At 42.8% G+C, this 15,560-nt stretch carries 19 protein-coding genes; all 19 read right to left on the reverse strand.

Features of this window, described 5'->3' with window-relative positions; all coding sequences use genetic code 11:
• Positions 1 to 124: 124 nt before the first annotated feature.
• The 19 genes from mreB to upp all read right to left on the reverse strand — a co-directional run bounded on the left by mreB (position 125) and on the right by upp (position 15,558).
• Positions 125 to 1,120, reverse strand: coding sequence for a rod shape-determining protein MreB (gene mreB / locus DESMER_RS21910; protein WP_014905259.1), 996 nt, complete (start codon positions 1,118 to 1,120; stop codon positions 125 to 127).
• Between the two features lie 204 nt (positions 1,121 to 1,324).
• Entirely contained in the window at positions 1,325 to 1,573 is a 249-nt protein-coding gene (gene spoIIID, locus DESMER_RS21915; RefSeq protein WP_009619498.1) for a sporulation transcriptional regulator SpoIIID, read from the reverse strand.
• Between the two features lie 163 nt (positions 1,574 to 1,736).
• The gene (locus DESMER_RS21920; protein ID WP_014905260.1) at positions 1,737 to 2,450 is read right to left on the reverse strand and encodes a M23 family metallopeptidase; all 714 of its coding nucleotides are present in this window, start codon (positions 2,448 to 2,450) and stop codon (positions 1,737 to 1,739) included.
• A 220-nt stretch (positions 2,451 to 2,670) separates the two neighbouring features.
• Positions 2,671 to 3,603, reverse strand: a complete 933-nt coding sequence (gene spoIID / locus DESMER_RS21925) for a stage II sporulation protein D (protein ID WP_014905261.1) — start codon at positions 3,601 to 3,603, stop codon at positions 2,671 to 2,673.
• 148 nt (positions 3,604 to 3,751) lie between these two features.
• On the reverse strand, positions 3,752 to 5,014 hold the full coding sequence (gene murA / locus DESMER_RS21930) for a UDP-N-acetylglucosamine 1-carboxyvinyltransferase (protein ID WP_014905262.1): 1,263 nt from the start codon (positions 5,012 to 5,014) through the stop codon (positions 3,752 to 3,754).
• A 110-nt stretch (positions 5,015 to 5,124) separates the two neighbouring features.
• A complete protein-coding gene (locus tag DESMER_RS21935) occupies positions 5,125 to 5,793 on the reverse strand; it encodes a hypothetical protein (protein WP_014905263.1) in 669 nt (222 codons plus the stop codon).
• A 160-nt stretch (positions 5,794 to 5,953) separates the two neighbouring features.
• Positions 5,954 to 6,361 (reverse strand): F0F1 ATP synthase subunit epsilon, encoded by a 408-nt coding sequence (locus tag DESMER_RS21940; protein WP_014905264.1) that lies wholly within the window; start codon positions 6,359 to 6,361, stop codon positions 5,954 to 5,956.
• A gap of 3 nt (positions 6,362 to 6,364) precedes the next feature.
• Positions 6,365 to 7,762 carry a F0F1 ATP synthase subunit beta gene (atpD, locus tag DESMER_RS21945; protein WP_014905265.1) on the reverse strand — a complete coding sequence of 466 codons (1,398 nt, stop codon included), beginning with the start codon at positions 7,760 to 7,762 and terminating at the stop codon, positions 6,365 to 6,367.
• Positions 7,763 to 7,799: 37 nt separating this feature from the next.
• Positions 7,800 to 8,645 (reverse strand): ATP synthase F1 subunit gamma, encoded by an 846-nt coding sequence (gene atpG / locus DESMER_RS21950; RefSeq protein WP_014905266.1) that lies wholly within the window; start codon positions 8,643 to 8,645, stop codon positions 7,800 to 7,802.
• A gap of 24 nt (positions 8,646 to 8,669) precedes the next feature.
• Positions 8,670 to 10,178, reverse strand: a complete 1,509-nt coding sequence (atpA, locus tag DESMER_RS21955) for a F0F1 ATP synthase subunit alpha (protein WP_014905267.1) — start codon at positions 10,176 to 10,178, stop codon at positions 8,670 to 8,672.
• Between the two features lie 4 nt (positions 10,179 to 10,182).
• Entirely contained in the window at positions 10,183 to 10,749 is a 567-nt protein-coding gene (atpH, locus tag DESMER_RS21960; RefSeq protein WP_014905268.1) for an ATP synthase F1 subunit delta, read from the reverse strand.
• Positions 10,746 to 11,243: a F0F1 ATP synthase subunit B gene (atpF, locus tag DESMER_RS21965; RefSeq protein ID WP_014905269.1), complete on the reverse strand. Its 498-nt coding sequence runs from the start codon at positions 11,241 to 11,243 to the stop codon at positions 10,746 to 10,748. Before atpF ends, atpH begins: the two co-directional genes overlap by 4 nt.
• Positions 11,244 to 11,353: 110 nt before the next feature.
• Positions 11,354 to 11,584, reverse strand: coding sequence for a F0F1 ATP synthase subunit C (gene atpE / locus DESMER_RS21970; RefSeq protein ID WP_007787575.1), 231 nt, complete (start codon positions 11,582 to 11,584; stop codon positions 11,354 to 11,356).
• A gap of 103 nt (positions 11,585 to 11,687) precedes the next feature.
• A complete protein-coding gene (gene atpB, locus DESMER_RS21975) occupies positions 11,688 to 12,431 on the reverse strand; it encodes a F0F1 ATP synthase subunit A (protein WP_042334889.1) in 744 nt (247 codons plus the stop codon).
• Positions 12,424 to 12,795, reverse strand: coding sequence for a hypothetical protein (locus DESMER_RS21980; protein ID WP_014905271.1), 372 nt, complete (start codon positions 12,793 to 12,795; stop codon positions 12,424 to 12,426). The genes atpB and DESMER_RS21980 overlap by 8 nt, the downstream gene beginning before the upstream one ends.
• Positions 12,782 to 13,006, reverse strand: coding sequence for an AtpZ/AtpI family protein (locus tag DESMER_RS21985; protein ID WP_014905272.1), 225 nt, complete (start codon positions 13,004 to 13,006; stop codon positions 12,782 to 12,784). The genes DESMER_RS21980 and DESMER_RS21985 overlap by 14 nt, the downstream gene beginning before the upstream one ends.
• A gap of 129 nt (positions 13,007 to 13,135) precedes the next feature.
• Positions 13,136 to 14,248 carry a non-hydrolyzing UDP-N-acetylglucosamine 2-epimerase gene (gene wecB / locus DESMER_RS21990; protein WP_085931690.1) on the reverse strand — a complete coding sequence of 371 codons (1,113 nt, stop codon included), beginning with the start codon at positions 14,246 to 14,248 and terminating at the stop codon, positions 13,136 to 13,138.
• Positions 14,249 to 14,464: 216 nt separating this feature from the next.
• A complete protein-coding gene (locus DESMER_RS21995) occupies positions 14,465 to 14,929 on the reverse strand; it encodes a deoxycytidylate deaminase (RefSeq protein WP_052314873.1) in 465 nt (154 codons plus the stop codon).
• Positions 14,929 to 15,558 (reverse strand): uracil phosphoribosyltransferase, encoded by a 630-nt coding sequence (gene upp, locus DESMER_RS22000; protein ID WP_014905275.1) that lies wholly within the window; start codon positions 15,556 to 15,558, stop codon positions 14,929 to 14,931. Before upp ends, DESMER_RS21995 begins: the two co-directional genes overlap by 1 nt.
• Between the last annotated feature and the right edge of the window lie 2 nt (positions 15,559 to 15,560).

Genomic DNA, 15,560 nt, shown 5'->3' on the forward strand with positions numbered 1-15,560 from the left:
TCAAACTTTTGTCCCAGTAGAATATGGAACACCCACTTTGAGAGTGGGTGCTTATCTTGGATTAGTTCTTAATTTTACAGATAATTATCCTCGTATCCTAAATCCTATGGACTTAATTCAAGTATTAGAACTTTCCGGTTAACACCTTACCTGTTCCTAAAGCTACACAAGAAATAGGATCCTCAGCTAAGCTCACCGGCAGGCCCGTTTCTCTGGCCAAACGAGTATCAAAGCCATACATCATAGCTCCCCCACCAGTCATAATAATTCCTTTATCCAGGATATCTGAGGATAATTCAGGAGGGGTACGTTCTAGAACCTCCTTAACTCCGGCTACAATTGCATCAATAGATTCCTCAAGTGCAACAAAACACTCTTGAGAATTGACATTAATCGTTTTAGGTAACCCTGTAATTAAATCTCGTCCTCGAACATCAATGAAGGCCGAAGGTTTGCCCTCAACAACTGCTGAACCAACAGCAATCTTGATTTCTTCAGCTGTACGTTCTCCGATCATCAGGTTATGCTCGCGACGAATGTACCGACTTATTGCTTCATCGAACTTATCTCCGCCCACACGCAGACTTCTTTTCGCGACAATACCATTAAGAGACAGAACCGCAATATCCGTTGTCCCTCCACCTATGTCAACGACCATACTCCCAGTCGGCCCAGAAATATCTAACCCTGCTCCTAAGGCTGCGGCATACGGCTCTTCTACCACTTTGACATGCTTTGCTCCGGCTTGGTATGCTGCCTGTTTAACTGCCCTTTGTTCTACTTCGGTAACTCCTGAAGGAATACAGACAACTACTCGAGTTCTAAAGAAAGGCCATCTTTTGGCGCCTGCTTTCTCTAAGAAGTACTTCAACATAAGTTCTGTCGTTTGATAATCTGCAATTACACCATCGCGCATAGGACGTACTGCAACGATATTTCCGGGGGTACGACCGATCATCAGTCTAGCTTCCTCACCCACTGCAATTCGTTTATTTGAGTTTCGATCAATTGCTATTACTGAGGGTTCGTGCAAGACGATTCCTTTTCCTTTAGCATAGACCAAAACACTCGCAGTACCTAAATCAATTCCTAAATCTATCCCAAAATCAATTCCAAACATTATCGGAGATACCCCTTTCGTTACTCAATAGCTTGTCCATCTCATTAATACTATAAACAAATAGCATAATCTCCCTCTCGGGAGATTCGCTATTATTGTCTTGATAAGAAATTATTCGTGATAAAATCGCTAATCCCTTTTGATATCTCAGTTTTTTTCAAATTCCCCTCAACTTCGCCCTTCTTCAACCATTTTTACCGACCTCTAGTTTTCTTGGTATTTTTTTCTGGTAGCCTCTCCGCCTCTTATGTGGCGCTCTGCTTTATTGGTTTCAAGAATATGCTTTACCTCCATTGATAACTTTTCATTCACTAATGGCAAGCGTTCCGTAACATCCTTATGAACTGTACTTTTAGATACTCCGAAGACATCAGCCGTTTGACGAACGGTTGCACTCGATTCTAATATGTAGGTTCCAATATCGAGCACCCGTTTTCGTATATATTCTTGCACGCATAGCCCTCCTTCGTCCACGAGTTTAGTACATTTATATGCGTGCTCAACAAAAAAAGACATCCGTAAAAGGATGTCCTCTGCTGGTAAATACTGTGTTCTTTATTATTGTTCACTCATCTTACAATTGGGTTATTTTTTGCCAAGCTTTTAGGCCGCAGTATCAACGTTCTATACCCTTAAAATCTATCCTTTGAACCTGTCCATTATGCCATACCTCATAATGCAGCTGTGGTTGTCCATTTCCTTCAGATCCGGAAAACAATCCTACTTGCCCTAATGCCCCTTGGGCCTCGATATCCTTGCCTTCCTGAACACGCAGGTTGTCTAGTCCTCCATAGGTAACTAACCAGCCTTCCCCACAATCTAAGGTCACCTTCTGGCCTAAGATCGGATCTTGTCCGGCCTTAATTACTTTGCCGCCGTGGGTTGCACGAATTACGGTTCCTTCCGCCAACGCATAGTCTATACCTGCATGATAACTGTAGCTTCCATACTCCTCAGAATAATAATTGCCTATATTTCTAATAGGCTCTCCATTAACCGGACTTGGGAAATCCTCTAATCTCAGCTTATCCTCGACTAATCCAAAGACTAATTTTAGTTCTTCTTTAAAATCTTCATCTACTTTTGTTTCTATTACTATCTGTTCCGTCGAAGGCTCAATTTGGTTACTCGTTGAACTTACTCTTAAGCTTGTATTCTTTAAAGAAGTATCCACCGTAGCCTGAGTTGCCTCATTAGAGATCTCGTTTGGCCTTACCGTGGAATTATCGGTTTCAATATTGATATAGCCAATTGCAATAATCAGTCCACTAATTAAAAAGGTAACCCCCCATACTAAAATCCAGTCTTTAGATAGTTTATATCCTTTCATTCGACTCACCTCTAGATCTATTTTTGCCGAATGCTACTTCTTTTAGACAAGATTTTGATACGCAGGATTCGCTGCTAAATTTTTATCCGATGACTACCAGCCGTAAGACTCCCATCTTCTATAAGTGGGAGATAACGGCTGCTACGTCCCTGGATAAGTTCTTCTAAGCTTCAGATGGAGTAAGTATTCCTCTTAGGCAAACTCCATCTGAAGCTAAGAATCACTTGATTCCACCAATCTTTGTTCCGGGAAAATAATGGTTTAAAATTTCTTCAGCCTTATAACTCTTTTTTGCTAAATCATTGGCTCCCCATTGGGACATTCCTACGGCATGGCCATTCCCATAAGAAGTTATCGTCAGTCGATCTGCTTGAATGCTGTATTCGATGTCAGTTGAAGAAAAACCCAACAGAGAGCGCAGTTCGGTTGCCGGATACATTTTACCTAATACACGAAGGTTCTTAGCTCTTCCCACTGAGGTTCTATCCGTTATTTGAAAATCACTCGAGTTTAAAGATCTCGATAACTCTTTTAGACCCAGCTTTTTACATAGTTCTTGTGTTGTATAAACGTATTTCTTAACATATCGTTGTTGGTTCTCCTCTCCCGAATTCACATTTTGTAAATAGGGTCTTGAAGAACTCCATACTTCCTCTGATCGTTCAGTTGCCTTTCTTCCACTACTGCTATGATATAGAGCTTCGATATATTGTCCATTGAATGTTAGTATGAGTCCTCTGGTTTCCTGGACTGCTTTTTCTATTTTATTTCTATAACGCCAATAATTAAATAATCCCCAATTTTCTTTCAGCTTTGCATCTGATAACCACGCTTGAGTTTGGACTGTGGTGTCAACATCATACCCTACATCCGCAGAATTTTTTTGCTCCAGTCTCTTTGCTGCATAAGTACGTGCTGCAACTGCCTGAGCCTTTAAAGCCTCTAACTCAAACTCTGCAGGCATTTCTGCCGCAACTACTCCTACTAAGTACTTTTCAAGGGGCAATCTTACAATTTTCTTATCTGGCATTAAGACTCTAATTTCTTGATCATCAATAATCATTTTTTCCTTATGCCAACGAACGACGCTCCAAGGAATTACAAATACAATACAAAGTGATAATGCAATGAGCCATATCCAATCTTTTTTCATTGAACCCTCCTGCAGTACAAGCATTTTGCTTAAATCTATGCAGTGACCTTGGAGAATATGGCTTAACAACGCAAAAAGAACAAGAGCGATCTGATCAACTCTTGTTCCTAGTTACAACATTTCATTTCTATAAATGATAAGACCCCTTTTATGACACTTCTTCTTCCTCACGAATTATATTGGCACCTATGCGAGACAGTTTCTTCTCTATCATTTCATACCCTCTGTCAATGTGATGAATTCCTCGGACACTTGTGGTACCTTCTGAGGTCAGTGCTGCAAGGATTAGAGCTGCTCCCGCACGCAAATCTGTTGCCGTCACCGGTGCAGCATTTAAGCGATTTATTCCTTGGATGATAGCACTTCGCCCTTCAATTTTTATATCTGCGCCCATACGTTTGAGTTCATCAACGTGCATAAAGCGATTTTCAAAGACGGTTTCAGTTATTAAACCCGTACCCTTGGCTCGAGTCAGAAAAGCCATAAATGGAGCCTGAAGGTCAGTTGGAAATCCCGGGTGAACTTGAGTCTTAACATCAACAGCATTATAAATGCCGTTTCCACTTACTCTGATTCCATCATCCTCTTCAAGCATATGTATTCCTGCCTCTTCCATTTTGGCAATCAATGGCTTTAAATGATCTGAAATAACATTCTGAACTAAAACATCTCCTCCTGTTGCCGCCGCCAAAAGCAGATAGCTTCCTGCCTCTATACGGTCAGGAATTACAGTATGCACTGTACCATGGAATTCTGGAACACCCTCAATATAGATTATACTAGTTCCTGCACCTCGAACTTTACCACCCATTTCATTTAAGAAAGTAGCTAAGTCAACGATTTCCGGCTCTTGCGCTGCATTTTCTATAAGTGTAGTTCCCTGGGCCATCGATGCTGCCATCATAATATTTTCTGTAGCACCAACACTTGGGTAATCTAAGTAAATGCGTGCTCCTTTCAATCCCTTTGTTGACACATCTAAAAACCCATGATCCATTTTAACTTCTGCACCTAATGCTTCTAGTCCTTTTAGGTGCCAATTAATTGGGCGTGATCCAATGGCACACCCACCGGGATGAGAAATTCGAACGTGACCTTTTCGAGCAAGTAAAGGGCCCATGGTGACTATAGATGCTCTCATTTGAGAAACTAAATCGTATGGGGCTTCAATACAATCTATGTCACGAGCTTGGATACTCAGAGTTGAACCGTTGCGTTCCACTCTCGCACCCAACGCCGAAATAACCCTATTCATTACATTAACATCTAGTAAGTCTGGAGCGTCGTCTAGTTGTATCGGCTCTTTACATAACAAACTTGCTGCTATAATCGGAAGAACAGCATTTTTGGCCCCACTTACTGTAATTGTCCCTTCTAATGGTTTACCACCTGTAACTGTAAGCTTACTCAAAATTCTGAAGACACCCCCTATCCAAGGTTTGCAATAGTAGCTGACTTGATAATATTCTCGTTGAGCTGGTAGTTTTCCTGCATAAATTCGACTTTTTTCTTAACATATTACTAAAACTCTTTTAGCAAAACAGGAATAGCCAAAACCGAACGTCCGTCTGATCCCTTCCCCCGACTCAATATTTGTATGTTGACCTGATCCTGACCAGCCATGACAGTTGTTTCAATATTTTTCTGATAAGCTGCGCTAGATATCATATTATCTATGAGCATCCACTGCATCGGATCCGCATTAGTCTGGCTCAGATAAGCAGATATATCAATAGCTTCAGGTGTACGTTCATCCAAATAAATCTTACCGCCGGCTTTTTCAATCAGCGGAACCATATTAGTATACCATGCAAATAGTTTTATTTCCTCTTCCTTGTTTAATATATCTTGTCCGGTAAGCATTCTTGCTACTTTTCCATTTTTCATCTCTAATTCTTTATAGTTCCATTTCCAATTTTCTGTTGGCATATTACCCAAAATCAATGTTGGAAGCTCAGTATTTTCAATCCACAGGATAAGGGTTGCCTCAGCTTCATTGCCCTCTAAAAACCCCGAATTAAGGAGCAAGGGCGTCTTTTTATTTGATGCATCTATGTTTTTATGGTTATGGGTTAATACGTAATTACCGATCCCAAAGCTAATCATTATTAGCCCGGCAAAGCAGCAGACCAGTATTATTTTTCGGTATAAAATCAGCATACCTTTTGTCTTCATAATTGATCTCAACATATTATAACCTCTTCCTCATCTTCTGGCTCCTATTCTAGTTTTGCCAAATAGTGAGAAAGCTAATATACCTCTTATAAATATATAGATCTTTTTATGTATCGAAACAAGAAAAAAGCCCTCAATACTGAGGGCCTTTCACCAATACAGAATAATTCATTAGCTATTTTTTGTCGCCATAGGCACTGATCCGTGCAGCAGCTCTGCGCAGAGCTAGCTCAGCTCGTCGAACATCAATTTCATTTGTCCGAGCTGACAAGCGTTTTAATGCCCGTTCCTTAGCTTCCATTGCACGCTTAACATCAATTTGTCCACCAAGTTCTGCAGTGTCTGCCAGAACAATGGCTGAATTATCAACAACTTCGACAAAGCCGCCGGCTATTGCTGCATGTTTAACAGTACCATTGAGAGTATAACGAATAACGCCTATATCCAGGCCAGCAATTAAGGGCGCGTGATTTGGCAATATACCTAACTCACCCATTGCGCCGGGAAAAACAACAAACTCAACATTTTCTTTCAATAAGTCCCCTTCTGGAGAGACAATGCGTAGAGAGAATGTTCCTGCCATGGCTTACGCCCCCATTTTCTTGGCTTTTTCAACGACCTCTTCAATGGGGCCCACCATAAGGAAGGCTGCCTCTGAAATGTCATCGTATTTCCCATCCGCAATTTCTTTAAAGCCACGAATTGTGTCTTTCAAGGGTACATACTTTCCTGGAGTCCCTGTAAATACTTCAGCAACGCTGAAGGGTTGAGACAAGAAACGTTGGATTTTACGAGCTCGCGCTACGATAAGTTTTTCCTCTTCAGAAAGCTCATCCATACCTAGAATTGCAATGATATCTTGCAACTCTTTGTACTTTTGCAGAATTTGCTGAACTTGACGTGCAACAGCATAATGCTCTTCACCAAGTACTAACGGTGAAAGAATCCGTGAAGTGGAGTCCAAGGGATCCACAGCAGGGTAGATTCCAATCTCAGTGATGGCACGAGACAAAACTGTTGTAGCATCCAAGTGAGCAAATGCTGTAGCAGGAGCAGGGTCTGTCAAGTCGTCAGCAGGCACGTAAATGGCTTGAACAGATGTAATAGATCCTTTACGAGTAGAGGTAATCCGCTCTTGCAATTGACCCATTTCTGTTGCCAGTGTCGGTTGATAACCAACTGCCGAAGGCATCCGGCCAAGCAGAGCCGAAACCTCAGATCCAGCTTGTGTGAAGCGGAAGATGTTGTCAATAAAGAGCAACACGTCCTGACCTTGTTCATCACGGAAATACTCAGCCATGGTTAATCCTGTCAGACCGACACGGAGACGAGCTCCAGGTGGTTCGTTCATTTGACCGAACACCATAGCGGTCTTATCAATAACGCCTGACTCTTTCATTTCGTGATATAGGTCATTTCCTTCACGAGTCCGCTCACCAACACCAGCGAATACAGAGATACCACCGTGTTGTTTAGCAATATTGTTAATAAGTTCCATGATCAATACTGTCTTACCAACCCCTGCACCACCGAAGAGTCCGATCTTTCCACCCTTAGAATAAGGTGCCAGTAGGTCAATAACTTTGATACCGGTCTCCAACATACGGGTCGAAGGCTCTTGATCTTCAAAAGCCGGAGCCGGACGGTGAATAGGATAACTGGTATCGGAATTAACATCTCCTGCATTATCAATTGGCTCTCCCAAGACACTAACCATCCGTCCAAGGGTCGCCGATCCGACAGGTACTGTAATTGGAGCACCAGTGTTTATAGCCTCAATGCCTCTTTGCAGACCATCCGTCGAGGACATAGCTACACAACGTACGGTGTCATTTCCGAGATGTTGTGCTACTTCTAAGGTAATGTTAATATTCTTCTCGGGAACAATAACTTTAATAGCAGTATATATCGCCGGCAGTTCATCGGGCGCAAACGCAACGTCAACTACCGGTCCCAAAACTTGCAAAACCTTGCCGTTTTTCACAGGCGAGAAACCTCCTTATTGGGTATTTCCGGCAGCTTTAATCTAAGGCAGCTGCTCCCCCGACAATTTCAGATATTTCCTTAGTAATCGCCGCTTGTCGGGCTCTGTTCATGGCCAGCGACAATCGATCAATCATATCCTTAGCATTATCCGTTGCTGAGCTCATAGCTGACATCCTGGCCCCTTGCTCACTTGCTTTTCCTTCAAGTATTGAACGATAGACCTGTGTCTCAACATACTTTGGCAACAGACTTGCGAGGATCTCATCAGGCGACGGTTCAAAAATATATTGTTTACTTTGTTTACCTTCAGGCTTTTCGATGGGAAGTAGTTTGATTTGCGTAGGTCTCGAGTTAATTGCGCTTACGAATTCGGTATACATGAGATAAACCTCATCCGCTTCGCCCTGCTCATAAATTCTCACTACTTCCTGAGCTATTTCTTTCGCTTGACTATAACTTGGTTCATCTCCAAGTGCTACAAACTCAGCCAAAAACTCAATTTTTCCGCGTCGGAAGAAATCCCGACCCTTGCGGCCCACCGTTACCAGCTTAACGTCTTGCGGCGTTTCGGCAATCAAGGTAGCGGTCTTCCGAATGAGGTTCGCATTGTACCCTCCGCAAAGACCACGGTCTGACGTAATTAACACATAAACCACCTTTTGAACAGGCCGCTTTACTAGAAGCGGGTGAACTGTATCTCCAGGAGCCTGTGCCAGTCGTTCCAGAACCCCTTGTAATTGGTTGGCATATGGACGGGCTGCGCTTAGTTTTTGTTGGGCTTTTCTGAGTTTGGCCGCGGAAACCATTTTCATCGCTTTGGTGATCTGCTGCATATTGCGTACACTGCGGATCCGGCGACGAATATCGCGTACTCCTGCCACCTCATTCACCTACTCCTTTTTAATCTAGGCCACAAACCCCTGTTTGAATTCGTTAATTGCTTTTTCCAGATCGGCGATCATATCATTGGAGAGCGCCTTCTCAGTGCGAATTTTAGCCAACAGGTCGGCCTTCACGGAGCGCATGAAGCGCAGGTATTCTTGCTCAAATTTCCCAATTTTGTCAGCATCAATATCATCAGTGAAGCCTTTAACTGCCGCATAAATAACGACAACTTCTTCTTCAACGGGCATTGTTGCATATTGATTTTGTTTAAGAATTTCCATGGTTCGTTTTCCACGGTTGAGTCGCATTTGCGTAACTTTATCCAAGTCAGATCCAAATTGAGCAAATGCTGCTAATTCACGATAGCTGGCGAGATCCAAACGGAGCTGTCCTGCAACTTGTTTCATAGCTTTGATCTGGGCGCTACCACCTACCCGGGAAACGGAAAGACCAACGTTGATGGCTGGACGGAATCCGGCATTAAAGAGGTCTGATTCCAAAAAGATCTGTCCATCAGTAATGGAAATAACGTTCGTAGGAATATAGGCGGAAACGTCACCAGCTTGAGTCTCAATAATCGGAAGTGCTGTCATTGAACCTCCGCCTAGGGCATCGGACAACTTCGCTGCACGCTCCAACAAACGAGAGTGGAGGTAGAAAACGTCTCCAGGATATGCTTCACGTCCTGGTGGGCGTTTAAGAAGCAAGGAAAGTTCACGGTAAGCTACCGCTTGTTTGGAAAGGTCATCGTAAATGATCAGGACATGCTTGCCATTATACATGAACTCTTCACCCATAGCAGCACCAGAATAAGGTGCGATAAAGACCATTGGAGAAGGCTCAGAGGCAGTAGCACATACAATAATTGTGTATTTCATTGCATCGTTTTCTTCTAATTTCTGAACAACGCTGGCAACTGTCGATGCTTTTTGTCCGACAGCTACGTAAATACAAATCATGTCTTGACCTTTTTGGTTAATAATCGCATCGATAGCTACTGCAGTTTTACCAGTTTGACGGTCACCGATAATTAATTCCCGCTGACCACGACCAATAGGAACCATAGCATCAATAGATTTTAGACCAGTTAGCATCGGTTCACTGACGGATTTACGTGCAATAACACCTGATGCAGGGGACTCAATCGGACGGAACTTGTCTGTCACAATTTCCCCTTTGCCATCAATGGGCTGACCAAGAGCATTAACAACGCGGCCAATCAAAGCCTCGCCGACTGGGACTTCCACGATCCGTCCGGTTCTCTTGACCTGATCGCCTTCTTTAATCCCTGTGAAGGGTCCCAGAATAACACAACCAATATTATCTTCTTCAAGATTCATCGCCATACCGTAAACATTTCCTGGGAACTCCAGAAGCTCACCTGCCATAGCCTTTTCCAGACCATAAACACGAGCAATTCCGTCTCCAACCTGGATAACTGTCCCAACGTCTACGATATCAACAGCAGTATCGTATCGTTCGATTTGCTGCTTAATAATGGAACTTATTTCTTCTGGACGCAAGTTCATTCTGTTATTTCACCCCTACTTCCTGAGGTTTATCCGAGTTTCTTCGTAAATTCTCACGCATCTTTTCAAGTGAATGGGCTACAGTCCCATCAAGTACACGATCTCCGATCTGAATCAGTACTCCACCAATGAGCTCGGCTCGGACTTCGCTTACAAGGCGAACCTCTTTCCCAGTCATACGTACAATAGCTTTTTTCAGTTCATCAAGCTGGGTCGCACTTAGTTCAATAGCACTTGCTACTTTGGCTTCCACCACTTGACGTGCCTCATCCGCTAATCTGGTAAACTCACGTTGAATAGCAGGTAAAAGATCGGCTCTTCTACGGTCAATCAAAAGATAAAGAAAACGTCTTGTTATATCCCCAAAGCTATCTCCCATCAACTTGTCCATAATGGACTTTTTATCACTTAAGGAGATGTGGGGATGTAACAGGGTGTCTTTAACCTCTCCATTTTCCTCCACCATCTTAGTTAGTTCACTTAAATCAGCATCAATTTGATCTAGGCCTGTCTCAGAGGCAATTTCAAACAAGGCTTGGGAGTATCTACGCGCAAGTGATCCATTTATCATTGCATTTCTCCTACCTCTTGAATAAACTGCTCGATGAGTTTTCCTTGACCCTTAATGTCAAGTTTTTGTTTAATAATTTTCTCTGCAACGGAAACTGAAAGATCAGCAACTTGTGCTTTAACATCGGAGATTGCCCGATCTCGTTCACGTGCGATATCAACAAGGGCAGATTTTTTAATCTTCTCAGATTCTTCATGTGCAGCAGCCAGAATCTCGGCAGAACGAGCTTCACTTACCTTAGTAGCCTTTGCAATTACTTCTTGGGCTTCCTGGCGAGCCTTACGCATTTCTTCTTGGTATTCACGCTTTATTTTATCTGCCTGTTGGCGCTCGTCTTCTGCCTGCTTAAGCATGGATTCAATATTAGTCCGCCGTTCTTCCATCATTTTCATTAGCGGTTTCCAAGCATATTTGCTGAGAAGCCAAACGAGCAACAGGAAAGATAAAACCGTAGCCGGTACAGTATAGTCAAATTGAATAGGATTCCCACCCAATGGTCTACCCCCCTCTCGAGTCTAATTGACGTCGGGATGATTTTTTTCAAGGGAGAACTTACGTTCCCCCTTGAATTAAGATGGGCTTACTCTCTGCCCATCATACGAGCTTACTTTGTAAACATGAGCAGCAGGGCGAGTACCCAGCTAAGGAGTGGCAAAGCCTCAATCAAACCGACACCAATAAACATGGTAGCTTGTAATGTTGCTTTAGCCTCCGGTTGACGACCAATACCCTCCACCGTTTTACTAATTACATTACCATTACCAATTGATGCCCCAAGAGCTGCCAAGCCAGCAGCAATTCCTGCACCAAGTGCAGCAGCAGCAGACACGTCCATGAGATTTCCTCCTTTCTTGATTCCGATAATTAAATTATTATTCCCTCAGTGGTGGCGAGCATCACTGAAAACCAGCACAACAAGTGCTTGCACTAACAAGTGCTTAATGGGCGTCTGAGGTAACAGCCTGCGAAACATAAGCAGTTGTCAAAACCACAAACACGTAAGACTGGATAGCTCCAATGAAAATACTGAAAGCTAACCAAATTGTTGTTGGTAAAATCCCCGGAAGAACCCAAATGCCAGGTAACATTAAAATAACTCCCAATAATATTTCGCCTGCAAAGATGTTTCCAAACAAACGAAAGGCTAGTGTCATTGGCTTAGCGAGTAAATCAATGGCGTGGATAATCACAAACACTGGATTTGGCTCAACAAAATGATGGAAATAATGTGCCCCTTTATGCTTGATACCTAAAGAGACAACTAGAATAATCGTTAATAGAGCTAAGGAAAGAGTCGTGTTAATATCGGCCGTTGGTGACATCATTGACGGCCCACTGAAAATGTGACCTAATTGGGCAAAATGAACGTCATGCAATAGATTAAACGTGAAGTTTGGGATAAGGCCAAGCATATTGGAAAAGAAAACAAACATGAACAACGTCACCAAATAGCTCAGCAATGGACGTCCCTTTTCATACTCCATGTTATCATTGATGATCCCACGGACGAAATCTATGATCCACTCTAAAACGTTTTGCATTTTACCAGGTTTTCCACTGGTTAAATTGCGTACTCCTGCGAAAACGAAAATCATAACAAGAGCCATCGAAATCCAGGTCATGATTAAGGTTTTACCATGAAATGTCATACTCCCCAAATGCCACAATACTGTTTCATGCACTTCTTTTATCACCCCTTTCTCCATAGTTTTTTTGCATTGCCACAATGATAAAGGATATTATCACCCCTGTAACAATCCCTAACGCTAAACTAAACAGCCAACCGGCTTGGAAACGAGCAATGAAAACGATAATCAGTGTGATCATTCCCAGGCGAGCAATTAGATTTCTACGCATCCTTTTGATCGCTGACTGAATGTCCATTTCTGAACTTAGTAATACCTCTTTATAAAACCACAAAGTATAACCAAACCCTGCCCAATACCCCAGCAAGCTACCAAAGAGAGCCTGTTTGCCGGTTAAGGCTATACTGAATAATATACACGCAGTCCCACTTAATAATGCAATAAAGCTACTTCTTATCATCGGATGCTCCAAACTCTTTTAAAGTAATTACTAAATAGCTCCCTCCCAGTGCTAGTCCTATCAGCATACAACTGATTGTGAACAAAGGCTTCGTCATCCATTGAGTGTCGAGGTATCTACCTAGGAAGTATCCTCCGCCAACTAATATAGCTAGGGAAGTTGATATGTTAGACCCGACTACTAAGGCCTTTTGCCAAGATTTTAATTCCATAGCTTTATTCATTTCCTTATGTATTGATTTGTCATGTTATTATGCAACATTTCAACAAATCTTACGCTATGTAATATATTAACATACTTCAAGGGGACTTTGTGCTTTTTTTTACAGCATTGAAGAATTTTATGTCCACCCCAGCTTTTCTTCCACTATTTGGGCTATTCTAATGGCTGCCGTGCCATCTCCATAGGGATTACTGGCCATTGTCATTTTTTCATACGCCGACCGATCCCCTAAAAGATTTTTCAATTCTAAAAACACGTTTTCGTATTCCGTCCCTACCAAAGCCACAGTGCCTGCATCTACTGCCTCGGGGCGTTCCGTCGTATCTCTGACAACCAATACTGGCTTGCCCAAGGAGGGTGCCTCTTCCTGTATCCCCCCTGAATCGGTCAAAATCAGATGGGCCCGTGCCATTAGATTGGCAAAGGGCTCATAATCCATCGGTTCGATAAGGTTAACCCGCGGGTGAGACCCCAAAACCTCACTGACTACCGTTCTAACGATAGGATTTTTATGAACGGGAAAAATTATGTAGGTATCCGGAAACTCCTCCAGGGTATCCCTTAAGGCCTGATATATTTGGCGCATGGGCTCACCAAGGTTTTCCCTGCGATGTGTGGTTACGAGAATCATTCTCGACCCTTGCCCTTTATTGATTATCTCTTGGATTTGACTGTCGAAAAAACTATATTCAGGGTTTACTGTAGCCAGCAAAGCATCTATTACCGTATTGCCGGTAATAAAGATTTTTTCCGAGGAAATCCCTTCTCTTTCAAGATTCAGCTTTGCCGTATTTGTTGGAGCAAAGTGATAATCCGTTAAAACGCCTGCAAGTTTTCGGTTCATTTCTTCCGGAAAGGGAGAATATTTGTTTCCTGTTCGCAATCCAGCTTCAACATGTCCGACTGGAATTTGAGCATAAAAAGCGGCCAAAGCAGCCACAAATGTTGTGGTTGTGTCCCCATGAACCAACACTAAGTCAGGTTGCTCACTTTGGAAAACTTCTTTCAAGCCATTTAATACCCTAGTTGTAATATCAGTTAGGGTTTGACCCGGTTGCATAAGGTTTAGATCAAAATCAGGATCGATTTTAAATAGCTTTAGTACCTGATCCAGCATCTCACGGTGCTGAGCTGTTACAATAACTTGACAGTTGATAGAGTCCTTCTGACGAAGTGCTTGAATCACAGGAGCCATTTTTATGGCCTCCGGACGTGTCCCAAACACAATCATAACATTTTTTTGCTTATTCACTCGGATTACTCCCTTCGATAATCATCAATCGTTAATCCGATAGCTATCCGGGGATCTTTGTAAGGTTCAAATCACTTGCCAGCCAAACATTCATACTTTTGCTATAATATTATTAAATATCAGATTTTATAAATTTTCTGATACTACAAGCCAAGAATTGAATTCCAAGCTTACTCTGCAACAAATACAATTCGGCTAAGAGATATCCTCTCCAAATTTAACCAGTTTCAATCCTGCCTCATCAGCCATCTGGACAGCAAGCTTATCCGGGTAAGCATAGGTATAGACTACTCGAATTATTCCTGCATTGATCAACAATTTTGTACACAAAACGCAAGGCTGATGAGTTGTGTATAGGTCTGCACCAGTAATAGCGACCCCATGCTTTGCTGCTTGAACCAAAGCATTTTGTTCTGCATGCACAGCACGGCAGATCTCATGGCGTTCCCCTGAGGGAACACCTAAGCTCTGCCGTAAACAGCCAACCTCAGCACAATGCCGGAGCCCCGAAGGGCTCCCATTATATCCGGTACTTAGTATTTGTTTATCCTTTACCATCACTGCCCCAACTTGACGGCGCAAGCAAGTTGATCGTTCGGCAACTACTTGGGCCATTTGCATAAAATAGCTATCCCAACTAGGACGTTTTCCATGCATCATCATTTTGTTCCAAACAACCTATCCCCTGCGTCTCCAAGACCGGGAACAATATAACCATGGTCATTTAAGCGTTCATCAACTGATGCAACAAAAATGTCGACATCATCATGGGCGCTTTGCACGGCGGCAATCCCCTCTGGGGCAGCAATTAGGCACATCAGTTTTATATTCTTCGCACCACGTTCTTTTAAAAACGTTATCGCCGCTGTAGCTGAGCCCCCTGTTGCCAGCATTGGATCAATAACTATGAGATCCCGCTCCGCGATATCTGAAGGCAGCTTGCAATAATATTCCACAGGCATTAGAGTTTCAGGATCCCTATAGAGTCCAACATGTCCCACTTTTGCAGCGGGAATTAAGCGGAGCATCCCATCAACCATCCCTAAACCTGCTCGCAGAATGGGAACTAAGCCAACTTTGCGTCCGGCAATAACCTTAGACTTAGCTATTGCTACAGGTGTTTTTACTTCGATCTCTTGTAAGGGAAAATCACGAGTTACCTCGTAGGCCATTAACATCGAGACTTCCTCGACTAGTGCCCTAAATTCCTTTGATCCCGTTTCCTCATCCCGGATCAGCGATAACTTATGTTGGATTAGAGGATGATCAAGTACTTGAAGCTTTGGCATAA

Source organism: Desulfosporosinus meridiei DSM 13257, assembly GCF_000231385.2.
Taxonomy (GTDB): domain Bacteria; phylum Bacillota; class Desulfitobacteriia; order Desulfitobacteriales; family Desulfitobacteriaceae; genus Desulfosporosinus; species Desulfosporosinus meridiei.